Source organism: Vibrio lentus, assembly GCF_030409755.1.
GTDB lineage: Bacteria > Pseudomonadota > Gammaproteobacteria > Enterobacterales > Vibrionaceae > Vibrio > Vibrio lentus.
Genome location: NZ_JAUFQE010000002.1, coordinates 3,522,094 through 3,546,485 on the forward strand (window position 1 = coordinate 3,522,094; position 24,392 = coordinate 3,546,485).

Sequence of the window (24,392 nt, forward strand, 5' to 3'; positions counted from 1 at the left end):
TGGTATAACTGATCTTTAGTTTTAAAACTCACTATTGAAGACTAGAACCGATACCCCGAACGTTCGTCGCATAGCTTACACAAGGAAGAAACATGCCATTGCCTCCTCAGCTCGTCACTCATTCGCAGTCTGCTTTTGAGCATTTACTAGAACATCAGAGTGAAGCCATTAATGCGTGGCCTGAGCCACTTGTTGACGATCTTAAGTATGTATTAGGTCTGAGCGGCTTCATTGGTGAATGCCTGCAGCGTGATTCGGTTTTATCTAGCGCTTTACCGGACATGCTTAAGTGCGATGAACGTGCTCAAGGGTATCGTGAGCGATTAGCCGAGTTACTTTCTGGTTGTGCTGATGAAATGAGTGGCCAACGAGTGCTGCGCCAATTCCGCAACCGAGAAATGACCTACATTGCTTGGCGCGACTTTATGGGCTCTTGGCAACTTGAGCAGAGCTTAAGCCATTTATCTATGTTGGCTGAGGCGATGATCTTCGAGACCTACCAGTGGCAATACGACATTTGCTGTAAAGAGTGGGGCACTCCTTGCAATCAACAAGGTGAAGCGCAGCCTATGTTGATCATTGGTATGGGCAAGTTAGGTGGCGGAGAACTTAATTTTTCTTCGGATATCGACCTAATTTTTACTTACCCTGAAAATGGTGAAACACAAGGCGCGCGACGAAGTATCGCCAACGCCCAGTTTTTCACTCGCCTAGGGCAGCGCATTATCAAGGCGCTCGATCAACAAACCTTTGATGGGTTCTGTTATCGCGTTGACATGCGCCTACGTCCATTCGGTGAGAGTGGACCATTAGTCATGAGCTACGCTGCGCTGGAAGACTATTACCAAGAGCAAGGCCGTGACTGGGAACGCTACGCGATGGTTAAGGCGCGAGTCATGGGCTGTGAAATGTATCCTCAGTACCAAGAACTTCGCCAAATGCTACGTCCATTCGTGTTCCGTCGTTACATCGACTTCAGTGCTATTCAATCGTTAAGACGCATGAAGTCGATGATTGGCAGTGAGGTTCGTCGGCGTGGCTTATCGAATAACATCAAGCTTGGTTCTGGTGGTATCCGTGAAGTGGAGTTTATTGCTCAAGTCTTCCAATTGATTCGTGGGGGACGTGAACCGAGCCTTCGCGGGCGAGGTCTACTTGAAACGCTAAGTGCGATTGACGATCTGAATTTGCTTGAGAGTGAAGAGGTCGGCCACTTGCGTGATGCCTACCTGTTTCTGCGTCGCCTTGAGAACCTGTTGCAAGCGATGGGTGACAAGCAGACTCAAACCTTACCTGACAATGAGCAAGAGCAGCTAAAGCTCGCGATAGCAATGCAGTTTGCCGATTGGGGTGGTTTGATTGATGCGACTCGTGCGCACATGGCGAACGTGCACACGGTATTTGAAGATTTGATTGGGGTTGATGAAGAAGATGCAAACCCAATTGCGAGTCACTTTAGTGAGCTGTGGGATATGGCCCATAAGCCGGATGTGATTGAGCAAGTGCTAGAACACGATATTGCAATCGCTAGCCCTCCAGAAGCAGCAAAAACGATTATCCAGTTTAAAGCAGACTTGGCTAAAAAGACGCTTGGTCCACGCGGACGTGAAGTGCTCAATCGTTTAATGCCTAAAGTATTCCAAGCATTGTATACCGCGAAGGATGCCGAGTTTGGTTTATCTAGAGTATTGCACCTGCTGCAAAAAATAGTGACTCGAACCACGTATCTAGAGCTGCTTGATGAACACCCCGCGGCTCTGACTCAGTTAGTTCGTCTATGTACTGCCAGCCCGATGATTTCGGAGCAGCTTGGTCGTTATCCTATTCTTTTAGATGAACTTATCGACCCTCAACAACTCTATAATCCTGTGCCATTAGAGTCCTACAAAACAGAGTTGCGTGACTATCTTGCTCGCATTCCTGAAGATGATATGGAGCAGCAGATGGAAGGTCTGCGTCAGTTTAAGCAGACTTGTATCCTGAGGATTGCTGCCGCGGATATTGCGGGCGCTTTACCTGTAATGAAGGTCAGTGATCACCTGACCTATTTAGCGGAAGCGATTGTTGAGGCGGGTATTAATCAAGCATGGCTGCAAGTGTCGGCTAAGTTCGGTGAGCCCACTCATGTGAAAGATCGAGAAGGGCGCGGTTTTGCGGTGGTTGGTTATGGCAAAGTTGGTGGCTGGGAGCTGGGTTACAACTCCGATCTTGATATTGTGTTCATGCACGATTGCCCAGTACACATCTATACTGATGGTAAGAAAGAGATTGATGGACGCCAATTTTATCTAAGGTTGGCACAGCGCATTATTCATATTTTCTCGACCAGAACTGCTTCCGGAATTTTATATGAGGTCGATACACGCCTACGACCTTCAGGCGCATCTGGCTTACTTGTGAGCCCAACCGATGCGTTTGATGAGTATCAGCACAATGACGCATGGACGTGGGAGCACCAAGCCTTGACTCGCGCTCGTATGATTTATGGCGACGAACTCCTGGCGTCTGCGTTTAATAAAACACGTCATGAAGTGTTGTGCTTATCGCGTGATGAAGCGACGCTTAAAAAGTCCGTTGTGGATATGCGTGAAAAAATGCGCGGTCATTTAGGCGGTAAAAAATCCGATCGATTCATGCTGAAACAAGATGCGGGCGGTATTACTGATATTGAGTTCTTGGCTCAATATCTAGTGCTGAGATACAGCAACGAAAAACCTAAGCTCACCCGTTGGTGCGACAATGTCCGAATCTTTGAAAGCTTGTTGTCGCAAGATATTATGGACGAGCAACAAGGTATGGCATTGACCAATGCCTATACGACATTAAGAGATGAAATTCACCACCGTAATCTACTCAACCTCGATGCGGATGTGGCGATTGATAAGTTTGAAATGGAAAGAGAACATGTTGTTCAAGCATGGAAGCAATGGATGGAAGCTTAACCTTGGTTAATGCTTACTGATTGCAGTACCTATCGTGATAGGTGTTTGCTGATTTTTCTATGGTTTAGCCACTGTAATCAGTGTGCTAGACTCTGGCCAGATTTGATTTTTGGAGATCAATAATGAAACCAATTCTACCTGACTACAGTCAATCAGGTGTTCTTATTGTCGGTGACGTAATGCTTGATCGTTACTGGTATGGTCCAACTGGCCGTATTTCACCAGAAGCACCAGTACCCGTTGTAAAAGTAGAAAATAACGAAGAGCGTCCAGGTGGTGCAGCCAATGTAGCGATGAATATTGCATCTCTTGGTGGTCACGCTCATGTTGTTGGTTTAACGGGTAAAGATGAACCCGCTGAGGTGTTAAAAAACACCTTAGGTGCGCTCAATGTTAAGTGTGATTTTGTTGAGTTGGACGATTACCCAACCATCACTAAATTGCGCGTGATGAGCCGAGGTCAACAGCTGATTCGTCTTGATTTTGAAGACAAATTTGAGAACACGGCTCCTGAACTTGTTTTGTCTCGTATGGAACAAGCGCTACCTAATGTACGTTCGGTCATCCTATCGGATTATGCGAAAGGCGCACTTGAGCACGTCCAGAGCTTTATCCAAAAAGCACGTGCGGCGAATGTTCCGGTATTTATCGACCCGAAAGGTGCGGATTTAGAGCGTTACCGTGGTGCGACTTTACTTACGCCAAACATGGCTGAGTTCGAGTTGGTGGCTGGTAAGGTTAAGTCAGAAGAAGATCTTATCGAAAAAGGCATCGCCTTAATCGAAAAATATGACTTTGAAGCTTTGTTGGTAACGCGCAGCGAACATGGTATGACGCTACTTCGTAAAGATCAGGCACCATTCCACTTGCCGACTCAAGCGAAAGAAGTGTATGACGTTACAGGTGCGGGTGATACCGTTATTTCAGTACTGGCGGCTTCTGTTGCTGCAGGTAAGCCACTGGATGAAGCGTGTGCATTAGCGAACGCTGCTGCTGGTGTGGTAGTGGGTAAGCTAGGTACATCTACGCTGTCTACTATTGAGTTAGCGGAAGCGATTCACGGTAGCCAAGATACCGATTACGGTGTGATTTCTGAAACGGCACTGGTTGAAGCGGTAAAACGTGCTCGTGCGAAAGGCGAGAAAGTGGTTATGACTAATGGCTGCTTTGATATCTTGCATGCTGGTCATGTCTCTTACATGAACCATGCGGCTGAGTTAGGCGATCGTTTGATCGTTGCCGTTAATACGGATGACTCAGTGAAACGTTTGAAAGGCCCTGGTCGTCCTGTGAACCCAACCGATCGCCGTATGGCAGTATTGGCTGGTTTAGGTGCGGTTGATTGGGTTGTTCCGTTTTCTGAAGATACGCCTCAACGTTTGATCTCTGAGGTGTTGCCAAGCATTTTGGTGAAAGGTGGTGATTACAAACCCGAAGAAATCGCTGGTGGCGAGGAAGTGATTGCGGCTGGTGGCGAAGTTAAAGTACTTAACTTTGAAGATGGTTGCTCTACGACTGAAATCATTAAAGCGATTAAAGGTGGTCGAGGCTAACCCTTAGCCTTCTAGTTTCAACCCTTTAGCCTCAAGCTTATAGTCAGATTGTAAATCTAGCTTTTGATAGTTAATAAAAATGCCGCTCAATGAGCGGCATTTTTGTAACTGTAATCTAGTTACTTGATTAAAGACTCAGGTTAGAGTCTTTAATAAGGATTTAAGAATTACTTACTTGCTACTTTTAGACCTGCGTTTACATCAACAATGTCTTGTTCGCTCAGTGTACCAACCGCTTGACGAAGCTGAAGAACACTTAGGATGTAGTTGTAACGAGCATCTGAAAGGTTTTTGTTTGCATCGTATAGACGACGAGTTGAATCTAGTACGTCAACGATAGTACGAGTACCCACGTCAAAACCTGCTTCTGTTGCTTCTAGAGCAGACTGAGCAGAAACAACAGACTGTTCGTAAGCGCGTAGAGCACCGATCGAAGCTGTGATGTTGTTGTTGAATGCACGTACGTCTTTTACAACGCTACGGTAAGTGGCTTCTAGATCTTCACTTGCTGCAACGTAGTTGTATTCAGCCTGTTTAGTCAAAGAAGTTGTGCTACCACCGGTGTATAGAGGTACATTTAAGTTAACGCCAACATTGAAGTTGTTTGTTGTACCGTCAGAAGTATCACTTGAACCAATATCAGTGTAGTCATATCCGCCATCAAGAGTTAGAGATGGTAGGTGACCTGAACTCTGTAGGGAAATATTGTCTTTAGCTATATCTTGCGAGATACGCGCAGCAAGTAGGCTTAGGTTCTTTTGCTCAGCTTGTTCAACCAGTGCAGTAGCAGACTCTGAAGATTTGCTTGCTGAGAAACGATCAGTATCTAGGATGCTTAGGTTAGAGTGTTCCTGACCTGTAATCTCACGTAGACCTTCGTAGTTATTAATCAGAGTGTTCTCTGCTAAAACTTCGTCAGCCAATACGCCATCGTACTGAGCTTGCGCATCATGTACATCGGTGATTGCTGAAAGACCTACTTCAAAGCGCTGCTTTGTTTGTTCTAGTTGACGAGCAACCGCGGCTTTTTCTGCACGAACAAACTCTAGGTTATCTTGAGCTCGAAGTACTTCGAAGTAAGCTGTCGCAACACGAAGGATCAAAGCTTGTTGCTCTGCCGCGTACGATGAATCAGATTGACGAGCAGTTTTCTCAGCTGTATCTAGCGTGATCCAAGAAGAGCGTTGGTACAGTTCTTGAGAAAAGCTAATGCCGGCTGTCAGAGCGTTTTGATCATTATCTCGCGTTGGTGATGAATCTAAATCTGTCTCACCACGAGTAAGGTTGTATCCCGCAGTCAAATTGATTTGCGGTAACAAAGAGCTACGGCTTGACGTTACTGCTTCAAAAGCGGCATCGCGCTGCGCTGCTGAACGAAGAAGTTGTGGATCGTTCTGTTTTGCTTGGTCGTAAACTTCAGCTAGCGTATCAGCAAAAGCTGACGAACTCAGGCTGCCAATTGCTGCACTGATAAATAGTGGAAGCAGTTTTTTCATTTTCCTATTCCTGCCTTTTATGGAATTTTCTTTAAAAGAGTTTAACCCAGTTTGGTGGTAATTTACTCGAAACTTTGCACTTTTTTACATTTAACTGTCCACTTGTGCAATATTTATTTTTTAAAACTTAACTTTAATTATAAATTTTATATAAAAAGTTGAACCTAATCCTTGGTAGTTAACTCGGACAATGAGTAAACTGTAAAGATCACTTAGTGAGGTACCAAATGCAACAGTATGACAATCAACGACATGAGTTTACTCCGCAAGATGTGGAAATAGTCTCAAAAGAGACGCTGTTTCGTGGTTTTTTCAAAATGGTCAAATACACATTCAAGCATAGGTTGTTTGAGGGAGACTGGAGCCAACCGATAGAGCGTGAAATGTTTGAACGTGGTCATGCCGCCGCTTTGTTACCTTACGATCCTGTCCGTGATGAAGTTGTGATCGTGGAGCAGATCCGTGTTGGCGCTTTAGAGCATCAGAACCCGTGGCAATACGAAATTGTTGCTGGGATCATTGATACCGACGAATCCCCACAAGATGTAGCTCGTCGTGAAGCAATGGAAGAAGCGGGAGTCGAAGTCGGATCTGTATTACCGATCACTTCGTATTACCCTTCATCTGGAGGCTGTTCAGAAAGACTCGACGTCTTTGTTGGTTGCGTTGATGCCACGACAGCAAAAGGTGTACACGGATTGGATTACGAAGGTGAAGATATTCGCGTGCAAGTGATGAGTCGCGAGGCGGCTTATCAGTTAGTAAAAGAGGGTGTGTTTGAAAATGGGGCCACGATCATTGCGCTGCAGTGGCTACAATTGAACTACCAAGAATTACAGTCAGAGTGGATAGATTAACGTTATGCCAAATATAGCGGTCAAAAAACCGTATCATGTTGATCTTGCTGAATTGATGCGAGTTTACGAAACCAATTATGCCAAACTTAACGCTTTGTTACCTGTTGGGCATGAGGTCGGTGACGTTCGCTGTTACCAAGCCGTTAATATGGTGTATCAATTGACAGTGAATGAGGTCACAAAATACACCACATTAATAGATATATGTCAGAGTGACGCGATGCCAGTGTTTCCTTTGCCAAAAATGTCTGTCAGGCTATATCACGACGCTCGAGTTGCAGAAGTGTGCGCTAGCGGGGATTTTTCACGTGTCAAAGCGAAATATGACTATCCCAACACTAAGCTTCTGCAAAAGGATGAGAAATTTCAATTGAATAAATTTCTTGGGGAATGGTTAACGTTTTGTTTAAAAACTGGTATCAGCCGTACGCCAATTCCTTTTTAATTGAGCCTATTTTAAGAACACTTTTAAAGTCTAAACAGTAACGTATCTGGATTTGTTATTTTGGAATTATCACACACTTCAAAATTTGATGAGAGCAGTATTAAGCTTGTGCAGCTAACGGACACGCATTTATTTGCACCGAGCAATGGCAGCTTATTAAGCATCAACACACAAGATAGCTTTCGTGCTGTAGTCGATGGCATTGTTAGCCACAACTTTGACTATTAAGCGATCTTAGCTACCGGCGATATTTCGCAGGACCACAGTGCTGAATCGTACCAAAAGTTTGAGTCGGGCATTCAGCCTTTGGCGAAACCATGTTATTGGTTGCCAGGGAATCACGATTTCAAGCCTAATATGGGCAGTGTATTACCATCGCCACAAATACAGTGTGTTGATCACGTTCTGCTAGGAGATAACTGGCAGATGGTTATGCTGGATTCTCAAGTGGTTGGTGTGCCGCATGGACGTCTGAGCGATCAACAACTTGATCTGCTGGAACAAAAACTCTCAGAGTTCCCCGAGCGAAATACCTTGGTTCTTTTGCATCACCACCCTTTACTGGTGGGTAGTGCATGGCTTGACCAACACAACTTGAAAGATGCTGAGCAGTTCTGGGATGTGGTTCAACAGCACTCTAATGTAAAAGCGGTACTGTGTGGTCACGTTCATCAAGACATGAATCGCAATCATCATGGTGTACAAGTCATGGCAACCCCATCGACTTGTGTTCAATTCAAACCAAACTCGAACGACTTTGCTGTTGATACATTATCTCCAGGCTGGCGAGAGATTGAATTGCACCAAGATGGTACCGTTACGACAGAAGTTCGCCGTTTACCTCATGGGCAATTCCTACCTGATTTTGCTGCAGGAGGATACTAATGTCTGACTCAAATGAGCAAGCCGGTAAGCCATCACTACTACTTTATATTCACGGCTTTAACAGTTCATCACGTTCTCACAAAGCGAATGTGATGGCGGATTACTGTGCTCAGCACCGTACGGATATTAAAGTGGTTACTCCTCAATTGCCGAGCTTCCCTCAACAAGCTGCTCTTCATTTGCAGCAGTTGGTCGAGCAATATAAAGATAAATATCAGATCGCATTAGTCGGTAGCTCTTTGGGGGGCTACCTTTCAACATGGCTGAATAGTCACTATGGTTTCAAAGCGGTGGTTGTAAACCCAGCCGTGAAGCCGTATGAACTTCTTGCTGACTATTTAGGTGAGCAGGTAAACCCATATACAGATGAACGATATGTGTTGGAAACAAAACACATTGATGAACTGAAGGCATTAGAGGTTCCGGCTCTCGCTAAGCCGAGCGACTTTTGGTTACTTCAGCAAACGGAAGACGAAGTTCTGGATTACCGACAAGCGGTAGAGAAGTACCAAGGTGCAACGCAAACAGTAGAAGAGGGCGGTGATCATAGCTTTGTTGATTTTGAGCGCTACCCACAACAAATTGTCACATTTCTAAACCTTTAACCTGTTTCATCAACAGAGTGATTTTCTCTTGTTTGCCTGTTATTTCATCTATCAATGGTGAAATATCATAGTTTGATGTCTTAGTTTTTGAACTAGCTTGACATCATTACTCAGCTTCCAGACTATATTCCCCAATACTTCGCTCGTTCGCTCTACTATGAAGGTTCATAGTAATAATTTTGCTTTAGTGAAACTAGAGCCTGCGAACTGACGCAAACTTTTTGAGTAAACTCCGTATTATGACTGAACAATATAATGCAAAAGACCTCGAGGTACTTGAAGGTCTCGATCCTGTGCGACACCGCCCAGGTATGTATACAGAGACAGAAAGGCCGAACCACCTTGCCCAAGAAGTCATTGATAACTCGGTCGACGAAGCATTAGCGGGACACGCTAAGAAAATTAAAGTCGTGCTTCATGCTGACCAATCATTAGAAGTTACCGATGACGGCCGTGGTATGCCGGTTGATATCCACCCTGAAAAAGGGATCTCAGGTGTTGAGCTGATTTTAACTAAGCTCCACTCTGGCGGTAAATTCTCAAACAACAACTACAAGTTTTCAGGTGGTTTGCACGGGGTAGGTATCTCGGTAGTAAACGCATTGTCTAAACGTGTAGAAGTGACCGTTCGCCGTGAAGGGCAAGTGCACGAAATTGCCTTAGAAGGTGGACATGCAGTGACTGAACTCACTGTGACTGGCACTTGTGGTCACCGCAATAGCGGTACATCTGTTCACTTCTGGCCTGATCCTAAATACTTCGATAGCTCTAAGTTTTCAGTCTTACGTCTTATCAATAACCTGCGCGCGAAAGCAGTACTTTGCCCAGGTTTAGAAATCACTTTCATCGATAAAGTGGGCGGTGAAGAACATAAGTGGTACTACGAAGACGGCCTAAAAGATTACCTTGCTGAAGGTGTGAAAGGTTATACCTTACTGCCTGAAGAGCCTTACGTTGGCGAGTTTGTTGCTGAAACAGAAATGGCGAACTGGGCTATTATCTGGCAGCCAGAAGGCGGTGATATGATCACCGAGAGTTACGTGAACTTAGTACCAACTAAACAAGGTGGTACGCACGTAAACGGTCTTCGCCAAGGTCTGCTTGATGCGATGCGTGAGTTCTGTGAATTCCGTAACTTGTTGCCTCGTGGCGTTAAGCTAACGGGTGATGACATCTTTGACCGTTGTTCTTACGTTCTATCGGTGAAGATGCAAGATCCACAATTTGCGGGTCAAACCAAAGAGCGCTTATCTTCTCGTCAAACCGCTGCGTTTGTTTCTGGTGTGGTTAAAGATGCGTTCAGCTTGTGGTTGAATGAAAAGCCTCAGCTAGCAGAATTACTTGCAGAAGCGTGTATTGCTAACGCTCACCGTCGTATGCGAGCAAGCAAAAAGGTTGTACGTAAGAAAATCGCTTCGGGTCCAGCACTGCCGGGTAAGCTAACCGATTGTTCGGTTCAAGATTTAAGTCGTACCGAAATCTTCTTCGTGGAAGGGGACTCGGCGGGTGGTTCTGCTAAACAAGCTCGTGATCGTGAGTTCCAAGCAGTAATGCCACTGCGTGGTAAAATTCTCAACACATGGGAAGTGTCTGCCGACCAAGTTCTGGCTTCACAAGAGGTACATGATATTTCGGTTGCTCTCGGTATCGACCCTGACAACGATGATTTATCAGGTTTACGTTACGGTAAGATCTGTATTCTTGCCGATGCGGACTCGGATGGTCTTCATATCGCGACGCTGTTGTGTGCACTATTTACTCGCCACTTCCATGCATTGGTTGAAGCGGGTCATATCTATGTGGCAATGCCTCCTCTGTATCGTATCGATTGCGGTAAAGAAGTGTTCTACGCACTCGATGACGCAGAGAAAGATGGTGTACTTGAGCGACTATCGCAGAAAAAAGCCAAGATCAACGTACAACGATTCAAAGGTCTGGGTGAAATGAACCCACTTCAGTTACGTGAAACCACGATGGATCCAAACACTCGTCGCCTTGTTCAGTTGACTATCGATGACAACGACGCAACCAACGAGATGATGGACATGCTGCTTGGTAAGAAACGTGCAGATGATCGCCGTTCATGGCTACAGACTAACGGTGATATGGCCGAGGTATAATGGATGTCTAACGAAATTACATATGATGGCGTTGAACAATTGCCGATGCGCAAGTTCACCGAAGATGCCTATTTAAATTACTCAATGTACGTGATCATGGATCGTGCATTGCCTTATATCGGTGATGGCTTGAAGCCAGTACAGCGTCGTATTATCTATGCGATGTCTGAGTTGGGTCTTTCTGCTGCATCGAAATATAAAAAATCAGCTCGTACGGTTGGTGACGTTCTAGGTAAGTACCACCCACACGGCGACTCTGCTTGTTACGAAGCCATGGTATTGATGGCGCAACCATTCTCTTACCGTTACCCATTGGTGGACGGTCAAGGTAACTGGGGTGCACCGGATGATCCTAAATCATTCGCTGCGATGCGTTATACCGAGGCAAAACTGTCGAAGTTTGCTGAAGTCCTGCTTGGTGAATTAGGTCAGGGCACTGTTGATTGGCAACCAAACTTTGATGGCACGATGAAAGAGCCTCAGATGTTGCCAGCACGTCTTCCTCACATCTTGCTTAACGGCATCACAGGTATTGCGGTTGGTATGGCGACTGACATCCCGCCTCACAATGTCCGTGAAGTGGCGAACGCAGCGATTCATTTGATTGATACGCCGAAAGCTGAACTTCCAGATGTGATGGGTTTCATTCAAGGTCCTGATTACCCGACAGAGGCTGAGATTATTTCGCCGAAGTCGGACATCGAAAAGATCTATCGTACAGGCCGCGGCAGCATCAAGATGCGCGCGGTATGGCACAAAGAAGGCTCTGATATTGTTATCACGGCTTTACCTCATCAAGTGTCAGGTGCGAAGTTATTGGAGCAAATCGCGAACCAGATGCGAGCTAAAAAGCTGCCAATGGTTGACGATCTGCGTGATGAATCTGATCACGAGAACCCAACGCGTATCGTCGTGGTTCCTCGCTCGAACCGTATCGACTGTGACCAATTGATGAGTCACCTATTCGCTTCGACGGATCTAGAGAAAAACTTCCGCGTTAACTTGAACATGATTGGTTTAGACAATCGTCCTCAAGTGAAAGGCTTAGTTCAGATTTTGAAAGAGTGGATTGAGTTCCGTCGCACAACGGTTCGCCGTCGTTTGCAATACCGTCTAGATAAAGTGTTGGCTCGTTTGCACATCTTAGAAGGTTTACTAGCGGCTTACCTTAATATCGATGAAGTGATTGAAATCATTCGAACAGAAGACGAACCATGTCCTGTCCTAATGAACCGTTTCAACATTTCTGAAATTCAAGCCAATGCGATTCTTGATATTAAACTTCGTAACTTAGCTAAGTTAGAAGAGTTTAAGATTCGAGCTGAGCAAGAAGAGCTTGAAGCTGAGCGTGAGAAGCTTGAAAAGCTACTAGGTTCAGAGCGTCGCTTGAATACGCTGATCAAAAAAGAAATCCAAGCCGATGCAGATAAATACGGCGATGATCGTCGTTCACCATTGATTGAGCGTGCTGAAGCGAAAGCGCTAACAGAACGTGACTTAGTACCAAGCGAACCAATTACGGTTGTGTTGTCTGAGAAAGGTTGGATTCGTCATGCTAAAGGACATGAGGTTGACGCTGAAGGCTTGAACTACAAATCAGGTGATAAATTCTTAGCGAGCGCTAAGGGTAAGAGTAACCAACAAGCGGTGTTCCTCGGCAGTGATGGCCGAAGCTACTCCCTTGAGTCTCATTCATTACCGTCGGCTCGAAGCCAAGGTGAGCCAATTACAGGCCGCCTGAACGTCAGTCCGGGTACTTCGATTCGCCAAGTGGTGATGGGAGAGAATGAACAGCTATGGTTAGTTGGTTCTGATGCTGGATATGGCTTTGTTTGTAAGGGCAGTGATCTACTGTCGAAGAACAAGAGCGGTAAAGCGTTGGTGAACTTACCACAATCTTCAGAAGTGATGCTGCCAAGCCCAATTGCTGACCTTGAAAGCAACCAGATTTTGGCGATTACTAACCAAGGTCGTATGTTGTTGTTCCCAATTAAAGACCTGCCGCAGCTTAGCAAAGGTAAGGGCAACAAGATCATCAACATCCCTTCAGCGAAAGCGAAAGAGCGTGAAGAATTTGTGTCACACTTGATGGCTATCCCTGAGAATGCGACGCTGACTATCTATGCGGGTAAACGTAAACTGGGTTTAAAACCATCAGATCTTGAGAACTTCCGTGGTGAACGTGGTCGTCGTGGTGGTTTACTGCCAAGAGGTTTGCAACGCGTGACTCGCATCGATATCGAAGATCCAAGCGAATCATAGAGACGTTTGCTATCTTGATCAGATAAGATGATTAGATAAAAGAAAACCCAGCCTGAGAGCTGGGTTTTTTGTATCTGTATTTTTAGATGTGTACGTTGGCGGTTTGAATCGCGCCGGTAGTGTTAAACCTACAAGCGTGTATCTTCGGCAATCGTCACTTTCAGAGTTTTGTTTTTACCTTGGCGTAAAATACCCACATCGATCACCGTACCTGGGCGCAGGTCGGTAACAATGTCCATAACGCTTTGGCGGCCATTAACTTGGGTGTTGTTGATGCTGACAATAATATCTTGTGCTTCAAAGCCTGCATCGGCTGCTGGACCGTTCGGATCAATGCCTAATACTACAATACCACCGATGTTCTTATTGCCCAGTAAGCGTGATGTCACTGAGTTAATATCTTGTCCATCAATGCCGATGTAACCACGAATTACACGACCATCAGCGATGATTTTTTGCATGATTTTATTGGCTCCTCAAAACCACCGCCTAGGGCGGTGGTGATTGTTCCTTGAGGCTATAGCCTGAAGAAGTGCCCATGTTAGAAGTAACCTCTTATTCACCACAAGTAAGAGGAAACAACCACATGGGCGATTACAGAAGTTCATCACATGTCTATTGGCGTTGCAAATACCATATAGTTTGGACTCCAAAGTACAGATATAAGATTTTGAAAGATAAGGTAGGAAAGGAGCTTTATCGTTCAATCTATATTTTGTGCAATATGAAAGACTGCGAAGTTTTAGAATTAAATGTTCAACCAGATCATGTTCATCTTGTTGTCATTATTCCTCCCAAGTTATCAGTATCGAGTTTGTTAGGAGTTTTAAAAGGCCGAACAGCAATTCGACTTTTCAATAGATTCCCACATATACGTAAGAAATTATGGGGAAATCACTTTTGGGCTAGAGGGTATTTTGTAGATACGGTCGGTGTGAATGAAGAAGTCATTCGGCGATATGTACGACACCAAGATAAGCAGGACATAGAGTATGAACAACAATTACAGTTATTGAAGAACTGATAGCGCGGACGCCCCCTTTTAGGGGGTTATAAAGCAAAACCGCCTTCTAAGAAGGCGGATATTTTTTTGGCAAGTGGGTAGGGGATAGCAAACGAAATACCGTAGGTTTCCATATCGGTTGCTTGTTGGAAAGAGGCGGTATTAATGCCGACTAATTCGCCTTGTGAGTTAACAAGAGCGCCACCAGAATTACCTTCATTGATTGCCGCATCGGTTTGAATAAACGCTTGATGACCATCTGCACTGATTGAAGAGCGGCCGGTTGCTGAGATAATACCAAAGGTCGTCGTTTGACCTAGGTTGTATGGGTTGCCGATAGCCAGTACCACATCACCTACATTGGCTGTGTAATCTTGGTTCAGTGGAATCACTGGTAAGTTGTCACCACTGACTCGAAGTATTGCGATATCGGTGCGTTTATCTGAGCCGACTAACTGTGCGGCGGCTACACGTCCGTCTTGTAAGGCAACCACGATTTGGTCAGCCTGAGCCACCACGTGGAAATTGGTAATGATGTAGCCTTTTTCGCTGACAATCACCCCTGAACCCAAACCTTGAGTCAGCAGCTTGTTGCGATCGCTTTCAGCGTATTTACGGCTATAAATATTAACCACAGCGGGTGCCGCGCGGCGAACTGCTTGGTTAAATGAAATCTGAAGAGAGCCGATATTATCGACTTTAGGGTTAGTGACGTCAGCAACAATCGCTGGCCTTAAGCTCGGAAATACGAGAAGAATAAGCGCCGCTGAAACGAGTCCAAGGGAAATAGAACGAAATAGAAAGGACAGCATGTTTCCCTCTTCAACAAGTAAGGTGTGAAGCCTCCACCGATGGATGGGCGACTTAATTACGAGTGAAGCATAGCATTTTGATTCATCTAAAGAAAAGGGAAGCTGAGTAAGTTTCAATCAAACCTACTTCACCTCCCTTTGAACATTGTGATGAATAGTTATCGAATCACAAGGTAGATGGTCCGGTCGCCACGTTGGATATTTAGCGCTAGTACGCCCGGCTGTTTCTCAAGTATCTCTCTAAATTCAGCAAGATTCTTAACGGTTTGGCGGTTGACTCCAATGATGATGTCACCTTTTAGAAGCTGATAGGCTTCAGCCGGAGAGCCTTGAGCAACGCTCGACACTTTCACACCTGTAGCAACATCACTCTCGTTGGTGTTGGTTAGCTCAGCGCCTGCGAGTCCTTCGTGGAGTTTTTCAGCTTGCGTCTTGCTATTGGTGGATTCGCCAAGGGTTACATCAAAGTTTTTGCTTTTTCCATCGCGGATAACACCGAGTTCAATCTGCTTGCCTGCGCCTAGTGTTGCCACTTTCGCTCTTAGCTCACTAAAGGTATCAATGCGCTTGCCATTAATAGAGACAATAATGTCACCCGCTTTTAAACCGGCTTTGTCTGCTGCGCTATCAGGGACAATTTGGCTAACAAAAGCCCCTTTGCTTGATTCATAGCTGAGTGCTTCAGCGAGTTCAGAAGTGACTTCTCCACCTTGCACACCGAGCATGCCGCGTTTCACTTCACCGAAATCGAGGATCTGTTCCGTCAGGTTTTTCATCATATTGGATGGAATTGCAAAGCCGATGCCGACATTGCCTCCGTTAGGGCCCAGGATAGCCGTGTTGATACCAATCAGTTCACCGTTAAGATTCACTAATGCGCCTCCAGAGTTACCACTGTTAATCGCGGCATCGGTTTGAATGAAGTTCTCGAAGTTCTCTAGATTGAGGCCGCTACGGCCTAACGCTGAAACGATACCGGATGTCACGGTTTGGCCAAGTCCAAATGGATTGCCGATAGCGACACTGAAATCGCCGACTCTGAGTTTGTCTGAATCGGCGACTTTTATCTGGGTAAGATTTTTGGCTTTCTCTAATTTGAGCAATGCGATATCAGACATCTGGTCGCCACCGATCAGTTCGGCATCGTATTCTCGACCATCATGAAGTTTTACTTTGATATCGTCAGCGCCATTTATAACGTGATAGTTGGTGACGATATGGCCTTTTATAGCATCAATGATGACACCAGAGCCTAATCCGCGGAATGGGCGCTCTCGTGTTTGCTCTGGGCCGAAAAAGAATTGGAATTGTTCAGGGATTTGCTGACGTTGTACTTGTTTGCCTTCTACGGCAATACTAACCACAGCGGGGGTCACTTGTTCAAGCATAGGAGCTAGGCTCGGTAATTGTTCATTACCCACACTTAATGGCAGTGCGGCGGTTGCTTGAATTGGGGTGATGATTGAACTTAAGCTTAAAGTCAGTACTGATAAAGCAAGCAAAGGTTTTTTCATCATAAACTCCTCTCTAGTTAAGGTCTTAACCCTCTTATACGTTTAATAAGTATGAGAAGTTTCAAATGACCTGAGTGAAAGTTATGACTCAAAAACCTTTGTAAAGTTCAAGAAGTGTTAAATGTTTACGATGCTTTTGCTGTGACTACATCAGGAGCATCAATGATTTCTTTCTTCTGTTCTTTAAATAAACCGGTTGCACCATTAGCGTAATCTTTTGGTTGTTCCTCAAGAGCCGCCTCTTTAGTTGAAGGCTTGTCTTGCGTCTTATCCGAATGGGCAGCGGCTGTTTTGACAAACGGGTTGTCTTGCTCTGGCAGATTAGGAATCAGCTCTGAGCTCGTTTTTTCCATGTGTTGATACAGCTTTGTGTAGTCCTTACCTAAGGTATCTAACATTTCTGCTGATTTAGCAAAGTGGTCAGCAAGTTCTTGTCGTTGCTGCTCAAGGGCAAACTTTGCACTATCTAATTCTTTTTGTACGTTCTTTTGTTTTTTGTATTCAGGCGTCATGAGACGAGAAATAGCGACCCCTAAGATAACTCCGACTAGTAAACCGGCAACGGCATACATCCAAGGCATAACAGCTCCTTATTATTGTTTTTTAACATGTTTGTTACTGCTTAGTTACACGTGATACGGCTCCATGGTACTATGAGAAAGCCGCAGTATAAAGAGAAATGCGTGTGCGCTGGATAGCAGTTTAGTGTTGCTTTATTCATCGCATCAAACCATCTCTCGTGCTGTTTGGGCACCTTTTTCTTCGCTGTCTGATATCGCTTTCATTGTGGAAATGTCGTCATGAACCCCGTTAAAAAATACGAACAAGATATAAAAGAACATGGATTTCAAAGAGATCCAGCACAAGAGCAAGCAGTTAAATCTTTAGATGAACTCTTTCATCAATTCCAAGATTACATGAATACCCCAGTTCCTCAACTTACGCGATTCCAGAAATTGCTAGGTAAAAAGCCCGAGTTACCAACGCCTCCCAAAGGCCTCTATTTTTGGGGTGGTGTAGGTCGTGGCAAAACTTATCTAATGGATACGTTTTACGAAGCCTTACCGACCACTAAAAAAATGCGAGTTCACTTTCACCGCTTTATGTATCGAGTTCATGATGAGCTGAAAGCGCTCGGTAATGTGAGTGATCCATTACCACTGGTGGCTGACAAACTAAAGCAAGAAGCCGATATTATCTGTTTCGATGAGTTCTTTGTTTCAGACATTACAGACGCCATGATCTTAGGGACTTTGTTCCAAGAGCTCTTTGCGCGTAACGTTATCTTGGTGGCTACTTCTAATATCCCACCTGCAGATCTGTATCGTAATGGCTTACAGCGTGCACGCTTTTTACCTGCGATTAAGCTGATTCAAGAAAACTGTCACATCCTTAATGTAGATAGCGGTATTGATTACCGACTGAGAACCTTAGAGCAAGCTGAGATCTATCATTACCCATTAGATAACCAAGCCAATATCAATCTAGAAAAATATTACGCGCAGTTGGTCGGCGAAGATAAAGAGAAGCTCAAGCAGATCGAAGTCAACCATCGCCAATTGGATGTCATTGAAGCGAGTGATGGGGTGTTGCATGGTACTTTTGCACAACTTTGTCAGTCAGCTCGTAGTCAGAATGATTACATCGAACTGTCTAAGGTTTACCACACGGTTTTATTAGCGGATGTTTTACAGATGGGGGCGACGTCAGACGATGCGGCGAGGCGCTTTATTGCGTTAGTCGATGAGTTTTATGAGCGCCACGTGAAATTAATCATTTCAGCGGAAGTTGAGTTAGAAAAATTGTACACCAATGGCCAGCTAGAGTTTGAGTTTAAACGTTGTCAGTCGCGTTTAATTGAAATGCAGAGCCATGAATATTTGGCAAAAGAACACTTAATTTAGTTCTTATTATCTCGAATACGAAAGAGAATTAAAAAAATCGTGATTTTGTTCAAAAAGAGGTGATTTTTTCTTCGCTCTTCTCTATAATCCTGCGACCTACCGTTACTGCGGGCCTCTAGCGATGAGTAAAATCACGTTATGCCAAGAGTTTTCCAACACTCGAAGGGGTGATGAATGGTAACTCTTAGACAGTGGGAATACGCGAGTATTCCTTAAGTGTAAATTTTTTAAATAGGTAATTATTAGCATGAAAACTTTCGTTGCTAAACCAGAAACTGTAAAACGCGACTGGTATGTTGTAGACGCTGAAGGCAAAACTCTTGGCCGTCTAGCAAGTGAAATCGCTTCTCGCCTACGCGGCAAGCACAAAGCAGAATACACTCCTCACGTAGACACTGGTGATTACATCATCGTTGTTAACGCTGAGAAAGTTGCTGTGACTGGTAACAAAGCTAAGGGTAAGGTTTACTACCGTCACTCTGAGTTCCCAGGTGGTCTTAAGACTATCACTTTTGAAAAGCTAATTGCTAAGAAACCAGAAATGGTTCTTGAACTAGCAGTTAAAGGTATGCTTCCACGTGGTCCTCTAGGCCGCGCGATGTACCGTAAGCTTAAAGTATACGCTGGTACTGAGCACAACCATGTTGCTCAACAACCACAAGTACTAGACATCTAATTGGGGATTAAGACAATGGCAGAGAATCAATACTACGGCACTGGTCGTCGCAAAAGCTCAGCAGCTCGTGTTTTCATCAAACCAGGCTCTGGTGAGATCGTAATCAACAAGCGTAGCCTTGATGTTTACTTCGGTCGTCCAACTTCTCGTATGGTTGTTAAGCAACCTCTTGAGCTAGTTGAACTAACTGAGAAACTTGACCTTTACATCACTGTTTCTGGTGGTGGTATTTCAGGTCAAGCTGGCGCAATCCGCCACGGTATCACTCGTGCTCTTATGGAATACGATGAAACTCTACGTCCTGCTCTACGTGCAGCTGGCTATGTTACGCGTGACGCTCGTTGCGTTGAACGTAAGAAAGTTGGTCTACGTAAAGCACGTCGTAAACCTCAATTCTCTAAGCGTTAATTTTTCCTTACCGAAAAATACACGCGACCAGTTTTATTACTGGAATTGTGGTTCAAAGCTCGGCTATATGCCGGGCTTTTTGTCTTTCTGGCCCCCGCTAAACGCTTTTCCCTCCTCGTTTTATTCCCAAATTCTTATATTTTGAAAGCTTTTGTAACCCAATGTGCGCTTTGCCTCATGATTGTTACAAAAAGGTAGCTTTATCTTGTCAAAAAGTAGGGTTTTATTTATCATTTGCCGTCAATAAATAGAACTAAATACATATTTTGTTAGCCATGCTCTTTATTCGGAATTATTTCAATCCATAAGGAGCAAATGGGAGAATGTTTGGATGAGCAACGCGCCTTTAAATAACGGTCGCAGGCGTTTCTTAACCGCAACAACAGCCGTTGTTGGTGGTTTAGGAGCAGCTGCTGTAGCCGTGCCTTTTATTAAATCATGGAATCCGAGTGCTAAGGCGAAAGCTGCAGGCGCGCCGGTGGAAGTGGAAGTCAGTAAGTTAGAACCGGGACAAATGGTTCGTGTCGAGTGGCAAGGTAAGCCTGTATGGGTTGTACGCCGAGCTGAATCGGTACTAGAGAACCTAAAAGCGATCGGTGGTCAACTTCGTGACCCTCAATCTGAAGCTGAACAACAACCTGAATACGCACAGAACGAGTTCCGTTCGATTAAGCCGGAATTCTTCGTTGCTGTTGGTTTCTGCACACACTTAGGTTGTTCTCCAACTTACCTGCCAGATTCTTTCGCAGAACAGGTTCAGGGCGTTAAGTCTGGTTTCTTCTGTCCTTGTCATGGTTCAAAGTTTGATATGGCTGGTCGAGTATTCCAAGGCGTACCGGCTCCATTGAACCTTGTTGTACCAAAGCATATGTATTTGAGTGACACTAAGATCATGATCGGTGTGGACGAGGGAGACGCATAATGCAAGGATTGCTTGATTGGGTAGAAAAACGTCTACCCGCGATGAATGCTTACAAAAAGCACTTATCTGAATACCCAATGCCTAAGAACTTTAACTTTTGGTACCTTTTCGGTTCTTTGGCAATGTTGGTCCTGGTTAACCAAATCCTTACGGGTATCTGGTTAACAATGAACTACGTGCCGTCTGGTGAGGGTGCGTTTGCTTCTGTTGAATACATCATGCGTGATGTGGAATACGGTTGGTTACTGCGTTATATGCACTCGACTGGCGCTTCTGCGTTCTTCGTGGTTATCTACTTGCATATGTTCCGTGGTCTAATCTACGGTTCTTACCAAAAACCTCGTGAGCTACTTTGGATCTTTGGTATGTTGATCTTCTTAGTGCTTATGGCTGAAGCTTTCATGGGTTACTTACTACCATGGGGTCAAATGTCTTACTGGGGTGCTCAGGTAATCATATCTCTGTTTGGTGCGATCCCTGTAATTGGTGATGACCTAACGCTTTGGATCCGTGGTGACTACATCATCTCTGGTGCAACGCTGAACCGTTTCTTCGCACTGCACGTTATCGCTCTACCAATTGTACTCTTGCTGCTTATCGTACTTCACGTACTAGCGCTGCACGAAGTTGGTTCGAATAACCCTGACGGTATCGAGACTAAGCTTCCTAAAGGTACTATGGGCGACGACTACAAGACTCAGTTCCCATTCCACAAGGATTACACTAAGAAATACGACATCATCGACTCTATTCCTTTCCACCCATACGGGACGGTGAAAGATATGGTAGGTGTTGCTGGTTTCCTATTCTTGTTCTGTTACGTGCTGTTCTTTAACCCAGAGATGGGTGGGTACTTCCTTGAGCCGCCTAACTTTGAAGCTGCAAACCCACTGAAAACACCTGAGCACATCGCTCCAGTTTGGTACTTCACGCCGTTCTACGCGGTACTACGTGCTGTTCCAGATAAGCTACTGGGTGTGGTTGCAATGGGTGCTTCTATTGTTGTGCTATTCCTGCTGCCATGGTTCGACCGTTGTAAAGTGCGTTCTTACCGTTACCGTAGCAAACTGCATTTGATTAACATCATCCAATTCACAATAAGCTTTATTGCGCTTGGTGTCCTTGGTGCGCTTCCAGCAACGCCAACATACACATTACTGGCTCAAATTTTTAGCTTAGGTTATTTCATGTTCTTCGTTCTGCTGTGGTTCTACAGTAAAAATGAAGCGACGAAACCATTACCAGAAAGGGTGACATTCAAATGAAAAAGTGGATTGTAATTTTATTTGCTATGTTGCCGTCTCTAGCGATGGCAGCGGGAGCAGGCGTACCATTAGACAAAGCAAACAATGATTTAACAGACAAAGCTTCATTGCAAAATGGCGCTAAGATGTTCATGAACTACTGTTTCGCTTGTCACTCAACGCAGTACCAACGCTATGAACGTGTTGCGAATGATTTAGAGATTCCTTTAGACCTAATGAAGGAAAACCTAATCTTCGATCCTGAAGTGAAAATTGGTAGCTTGATGGTTAACGCTATGCCTTCTGACCAAGCAGCTAGCTGGTTTGGTGCTCCACCACCAGATCTAACATTGGTTGCTCGTGTTCGTGGCGCAGATTGGCTATACACGTACCTTCGTACTTTCTATGAAGATCCGTCTCGTCCATTTGGTGTGAACAACATTGTTTTCCCAAGTGTTGGTATGCCGCATGTTCTGGAAGAGCTACAAGGTATTCCAACGCCAATCTACGATACTCACATGGTAGATGGTGAGGAAGTTAAGGTTGTTGTTGGTACTGAAACTGACGGTTCTGGTGAATTGAGCACTGGTGAGTATGACAACGCGGTTCGCGATCTTGTTAACTTCCTAGTTTACTCGGGTGACCCAGTACAGCTTGAACGCCATGCTATGGGTTGGTGGGTAATGGCCTTCTTAGTAATCTTCACTATCATTGTGATTTTACTGAAGAAAGAGTATTGGCGTGATGTGCACTAATTGTGCTATAATACCGTGCTAATTCCCAAATTATGTTAATGTTCAATGGAGGCTTTAGGCCTCCATTGTTTTTATTTAAAGTGTACTGGAGGGCTCCATGGCTGTAGCTGCCAATAAACGTTCTGTAATGACTCTTTTCTCAAGTGCTTCTGATATGTATAGCCATCAGGTGCGCATTGTTCTTGCTGAAAAAGGCGTAAGTGTTGAAGTTGAGTTAGTAGATGAAAAAAATCTACCAGCAGAGCTTGTTGAACTGAACCCGTACAAATCAGTACCTACCCTTGTTGATCGTGAGCTTGCTCTATATGACTCAAAGATCATCATGGAATATCTAGATGAGCGTTTCCCTCATCCACCATTGATGCCTGTTTACCCGGTTGCACGTGGTAATAGCCGTCTAATGATGTACCGCATTGAGCGCAACTGGTATTCAGTTGCAGAGAAGATCGTTAAAGGCAACGCTGAAGAATCAGAAGCTGCTCGCGTTAAACTGCGCAACGACCTACTGACTCTTGCTCCTATCTTCGCTGAGTATGAATACTTCATGAGCGAAGAGTTTAGCCTAATTGATTGCTACCTTGCTCCGCTATTATGGCGTTTACCTGAGCTTGGTATCGAACTGATTGGTCCTGGTTCTAAAGAGCTTAAGATTTACATGAACCGCGTATTTGAACGTGATTCATTCCTAGCTTCTCTAACAGAAGCTGAACGTGAGATGCGACTCGTTCGCTAAGCGTATGGATATTTCTAATATGACACCACGCCGACCATACATGCTCCGTGCGTTCTATGATTGGTTGGTTGATAACGAACTAACGCCACATCTTGTTGTTGAAGCAACACTACCGGGTGTGCGAGTTCCAGAAGAGTTTGTTCAAGATGGTCAGATCATTCTGAACATCGCGCCTCGTGCGGTTGGGCAACTTGAACTGAGTAACGAAGCTGTTACGTTCAGTGCTCGCTTTAGCGGACGTCCACACTCAGTGATCGTTCCTCTCTATGCAGTACAAGCGATTTATGCTCGTGAGAATGGTGCTGGTACCATGTTTGAACCTGAAGAGGCATACATGGACGCGTTTGAAGAAGGGATTGAAGAAACTCCTTTTGAAGAACCAGAAAAAGGCCCGTCTTTGAGTGTAGCAACGGCAGACGTTGATGCGGAAGAGCCTGACTCAGATCCTGAGCCACCTCGCCCAGCAAAAGGTCGACCAAGCCTTCGTGTTATCAAATAGCGTTATTTTTTAAATAACTCCAAATATAAAAAAAGCAGCGATTTATCGCTGCTTTTTCTTTTTGTGCTTTCTGATTTTTACTCGCCTGATTCATTTCGTTAGGCTAAGTCAGCTCAGCTAACTAAGTCCGTTAAGTGAATGTTAGTTTACCGAAGCGTCTTCTTCACCATATTCGAATGCTCGAATTACCTGCTTTACGCCTGAAACATTACGGGCAACTTCTGTCGCGATATCGGCATGCTCTCGAGATACTAACCCAAGTAAAAATACCTCTGAATCTTCAGTGATGACTTTAACCTTGATACCGTTGAGATCAGCGTTTGCTAGAAGAGCTGATTTCACTTTAGTGGTGATCCAGCTGTCGTTACTAATAGCACTGATGGTTAATGGCTCTTTTACTCGCACCTGATTATGGATGCTTTCTACGCCTGCCACGTCTTTGGCTTGGTTTTCAAACGCGCGACGTTCTGAGTCAGTGGTCGCTTGTCCCATCAATACAACCGAACCTCGGTAAGAGCTGGCAGTGATGCGAACGTTGCCACGGTATGGCTGTTTGTTGGTGATGGCTGCGACTTCAAATTCAATATTGTTGTCGTTCCAAATTTCTATGGTGGTTCGTGTGTCGGTGACTAAGTTCGCTGTGGTTGCTGCACCAGCAATGAAAATGCCAGCACAACCAGACAGGGAAAGTGTAAGTAGCGAAACACTAATCAGCTTAAACAGCGTCATAGAGGTTAATGATTTCATTGTGATGCTC

20 protein-coding genes and 3 pseudogenes are annotated in these 24,392 nt (G+C 44.8%); 17 read left to right on the forward strand and 6 right to left on the reverse strand.

The window, feature by feature from the left end; translation table 11 throughout:
* The first annotated feature begins 92 nt into the window (after window positions 1–92).
* Window positions 93–2,942, forward strand: coding sequence for a bifunctional [glutamate--ammonia ligase]-adenylyl-L-tyrosine phosphorylase/[glutamate--ammonia-ligase] adenylyltransferase (gene glnE / locus QWZ07_RS24550; protein ID WP_192854536.1), 2,850 nt, complete (start codon window positions 93–95; stop codon window positions 2,940–2,942).
* 122 nt (window positions 2,943–3,064) lie between these two features.
* Window positions 3,065–4,495, forward strand: a complete 1,431-nt coding sequence (gene hldE / locus QWZ07_RS24555) for a bifunctional D-glycero-beta-D-manno-heptose-7-phosphate kinase/D-glycero-beta-D-manno-heptose 1-phosphate adenylyltransferase HldE (RefSeq protein ID WP_192854534.1) — start codon at window positions 3,065–3,067, stop codon at window positions 4,493–4,495.
* A gap of 167 nt (window positions 4,496–4,662) precedes the next feature.
* On the opposite strand, the gene tolC is transcribed toward hldE, so the two are convergent.
* The gene (gene tolC, locus QWZ07_RS24560; RefSeq protein WP_192854532.1) at window positions 4,663–5,991 is read right to left on the reverse strand and encodes an outer membrane channel protein TolC; all 1,329 of its coding nucleotides are present in this window, start codon (window positions 5,989–5,991) and stop codon (window positions 4,663–4,665) included.
* Between the two features lie 227 nt (window positions 5,992–6,218).
* Between tolC and nudF the strand changes: the two genes are divergently transcribed.
* The 6 genes and pseudogenes from nudF (at window position 6,219) to parC (ending at window position 13,165) form a co-directional block, all read left to right on the forward strand.
* Window positions 6,219–6,848, forward strand: coding sequence for an ADP-ribose diphosphatase (gene nudF / locus QWZ07_RS24565; RefSeq protein WP_192854524.1), 630 nt, complete (start codon window positions 6,219–6,221; stop codon window positions 6,846–6,848).
* 4 nt (window positions 6,849–6,852) lie between these two features.
* The gene (locus QWZ07_RS24570) at window positions 6,853–7,293 is read left to right on the forward strand and encodes a DUF1249 family protein (protein ID WP_017106837.1); all 441 of its coding nucleotides are present in this window, start codon (window positions 6,853–6,855) and stop codon (window positions 7,291–7,293) included.
* A gap of 60 nt (window positions 7,294–7,353) precedes the next feature.
* Window positions 7,354–8,178, forward strand: a pseudogene (cpdA, locus tag QWZ07_RS24575) (3',5'-cyclic-AMP phosphodiesterase).
* Complete coding sequence (gene yqiA, locus QWZ07_RS24580; protein WP_192854523.1) at window positions 8,178–8,783, forward strand: esterase YqiA; 606 nt, start codon at window positions 8,178–8,180, stop codon at window positions 8,781–8,783. The pseudogene cpdA and the gene yqiA overlap by 1 nt, the downstream one beginning before the upstream one ends.
* Before the next feature lie 239 nt (window positions 8,784–9,022).
* Window positions 9,023–10,903, forward strand: coding sequence for a DNA topoisomerase IV subunit B (gene parE, locus QWZ07_RS24585; protein WP_017106834.1), 1,881 nt, complete (start codon window positions 9,023–9,025; stop codon window positions 10,901–10,903).
* 3 nt (window positions 10,904–10,906) lie between these two features.
* Window positions 10,907–13,165: a DNA topoisomerase IV subunit A gene (gene parC, locus QWZ07_RS24590; RefSeq protein ID WP_065105598.1), complete on the forward strand. Its 2,259-nt coding sequence runs from the start codon at window positions 10,907–10,909 to the stop codon at window positions 13,163–13,165.
* Between the two features lie 128 nt (window positions 13,166–13,293).
* Here parC and QWZ07_RS24595 read toward each other — a convergent pair.
* Window positions 13,294–13,638: pseudogene (locus tag QWZ07_RS24595) on the reverse strand (PDZ domain-containing protein); the annotation flags it as partial.
* Window positions 13,639–13,751: 113 nt separating this feature from the next.
* On the opposite strand from QWZ07_RS24595, the gene tnpA reads away from it, so the two are divergent.
* A complete protein-coding gene (gene tnpA / locus QWZ07_RS24600; RefSeq protein ID WP_192854767.1) occupies window positions 13,752–14,189 on the forward strand; it encodes an IS200/IS605 family transposase in 438 nt (145 codons plus the stop codon).
* A 59-nt stretch (window positions 14,190–14,248) separates the two neighbouring features.
* On the opposite strand, the pseudogene QWZ07_RS24605 reads toward tnpA, so the two are convergent.
* The 3 genes and pseudogenes from QWZ07_RS24605 to zapG form a co-directional block, all read right to left on the reverse strand.
* A pseudogene (locus tag QWZ07_RS24605) lies at window positions 14,249–14,980 on the reverse strand (trypsin-like peptidase domain-containing protein); the annotation flags it as partial.
* A 158-nt stretch (window positions 14,981–15,138) separates the two neighbouring features.
* Window positions 15,139–16,494, reverse strand: coding sequence for a Do family serine endopeptidase (locus QWZ07_RS24610; protein ID WP_192853830.1), 1,356 nt, complete (start codon window positions 16,492–16,494; stop codon window positions 15,139–15,141).
* 125 nt (window positions 16,495–16,619) lie between these two features.
* Window positions 16,620–17,075, reverse strand: coding sequence for a Z-ring associated protein ZapG (zapG, locus tag QWZ07_RS24615; protein ID WP_017109290.1), 456 nt, complete (start codon window positions 17,073–17,075; stop codon window positions 16,620–16,622).
* Window positions 17,076–17,294: 219 nt separating this feature from the next.
* Between zapG and zapE the strand changes: the two genes are divergently transcribed.
* The 8 genes from zapE (at window position 17,295) to sspB (ending at window position 23,635) form a co-directional block, all read left to right on the forward strand.
* Window positions 17,295–18,398, forward strand: a complete 1,104-nt coding sequence (zapE, locus tag QWZ07_RS24620; RefSeq protein WP_017109289.1) for a cell division protein ZapE — start codon at window positions 17,295–17,297, stop codon at window positions 18,396–18,398.
* 247 nt (window positions 18,399–18,645) lie between these two features.
* Window positions 18,646–19,074: a 50S ribosomal protein L13 gene (gene rplM, locus QWZ07_RS24625; protein WP_010434689.1), complete on the forward strand. Its 429-nt coding sequence runs from the start codon at window positions 18,646–18,648 to the stop codon at window positions 19,072–19,074.
* Window positions 19,075–19,089: 15 nt separating this feature from the next.
* Window positions 19,090–19,482, forward strand: coding sequence for a 30S ribosomal protein S9 (gene rpsI / locus QWZ07_RS24630; RefSeq protein ID WP_004740758.1), 393 nt, complete (start codon window positions 19,090–19,092; stop codon window positions 19,480–19,482).
* Window positions 19,483–19,813: 331 nt separating this feature from the next.
* The gene (petA, locus tag QWZ07_RS24635; protein WP_010434692.1) at window positions 19,814–20,404 is read left to right on the forward strand and encodes a ubiquinol-cytochrome c reductase iron-sulfur subunit; all 591 of its coding nucleotides are present in this window, start codon (window positions 19,814–19,816) and stop codon (window positions 20,402–20,404) included.
* Window positions 20,404–21,669, forward strand: a complete 1,266-nt coding sequence (locus QWZ07_RS24640) for a cytochrome b (protein WP_009848941.1) — start codon at window positions 20,404–20,406, stop codon at window positions 21,667–21,669. The genes petA and QWZ07_RS24640 overlap by 1 nt, the downstream gene beginning before the upstream one ends.
* Window positions 21,666–22,403, forward strand: coding sequence for a cytochrome c1 (locus QWZ07_RS24645; RefSeq protein ID WP_017106828.1), 738 nt, complete (start codon window positions 21,666–21,668; stop codon window positions 22,401–22,403). The genes QWZ07_RS24640 and QWZ07_RS24645 overlap by 4 nt, the downstream gene beginning before the upstream one ends.
* A gap of 97 nt (window positions 22,404–22,500) precedes the next feature.
* A complete protein-coding gene (gene sspA, locus QWZ07_RS24650; RefSeq protein WP_009848943.1) occupies window positions 22,501–23,136 on the forward strand; it encodes a stringent starvation protein SspA in 636 nt (211 codons plus the stop codon).
* A gap of 4 nt (window positions 23,137–23,140) precedes the next feature.
* Window positions 23,141–23,635: a ClpXP protease specificity-enhancing factor gene (sspB, locus tag QWZ07_RS24655; protein WP_264158530.1), complete on the forward strand. Its 495-nt coding sequence runs from the start codon at window positions 23,141–23,143 to the stop codon at window positions 23,633–23,635.
* Window positions 23,636–23,776: 141 nt separating this feature from the next.
* On the opposite strand, the gene QWZ07_RS24660 is transcribed toward sspB, so the two are convergent.
* On the reverse strand, window positions 23,777–24,382 hold the full coding sequence (locus QWZ07_RS24660) for a BON domain-containing protein (RefSeq protein WP_192853814.1): 606 nt from the start codon (window positions 24,380–24,382) through the stop codon (window positions 23,777–23,779).
* Between the last annotated feature and the right edge of the window lie 10 nt (window positions 24,383–24,392).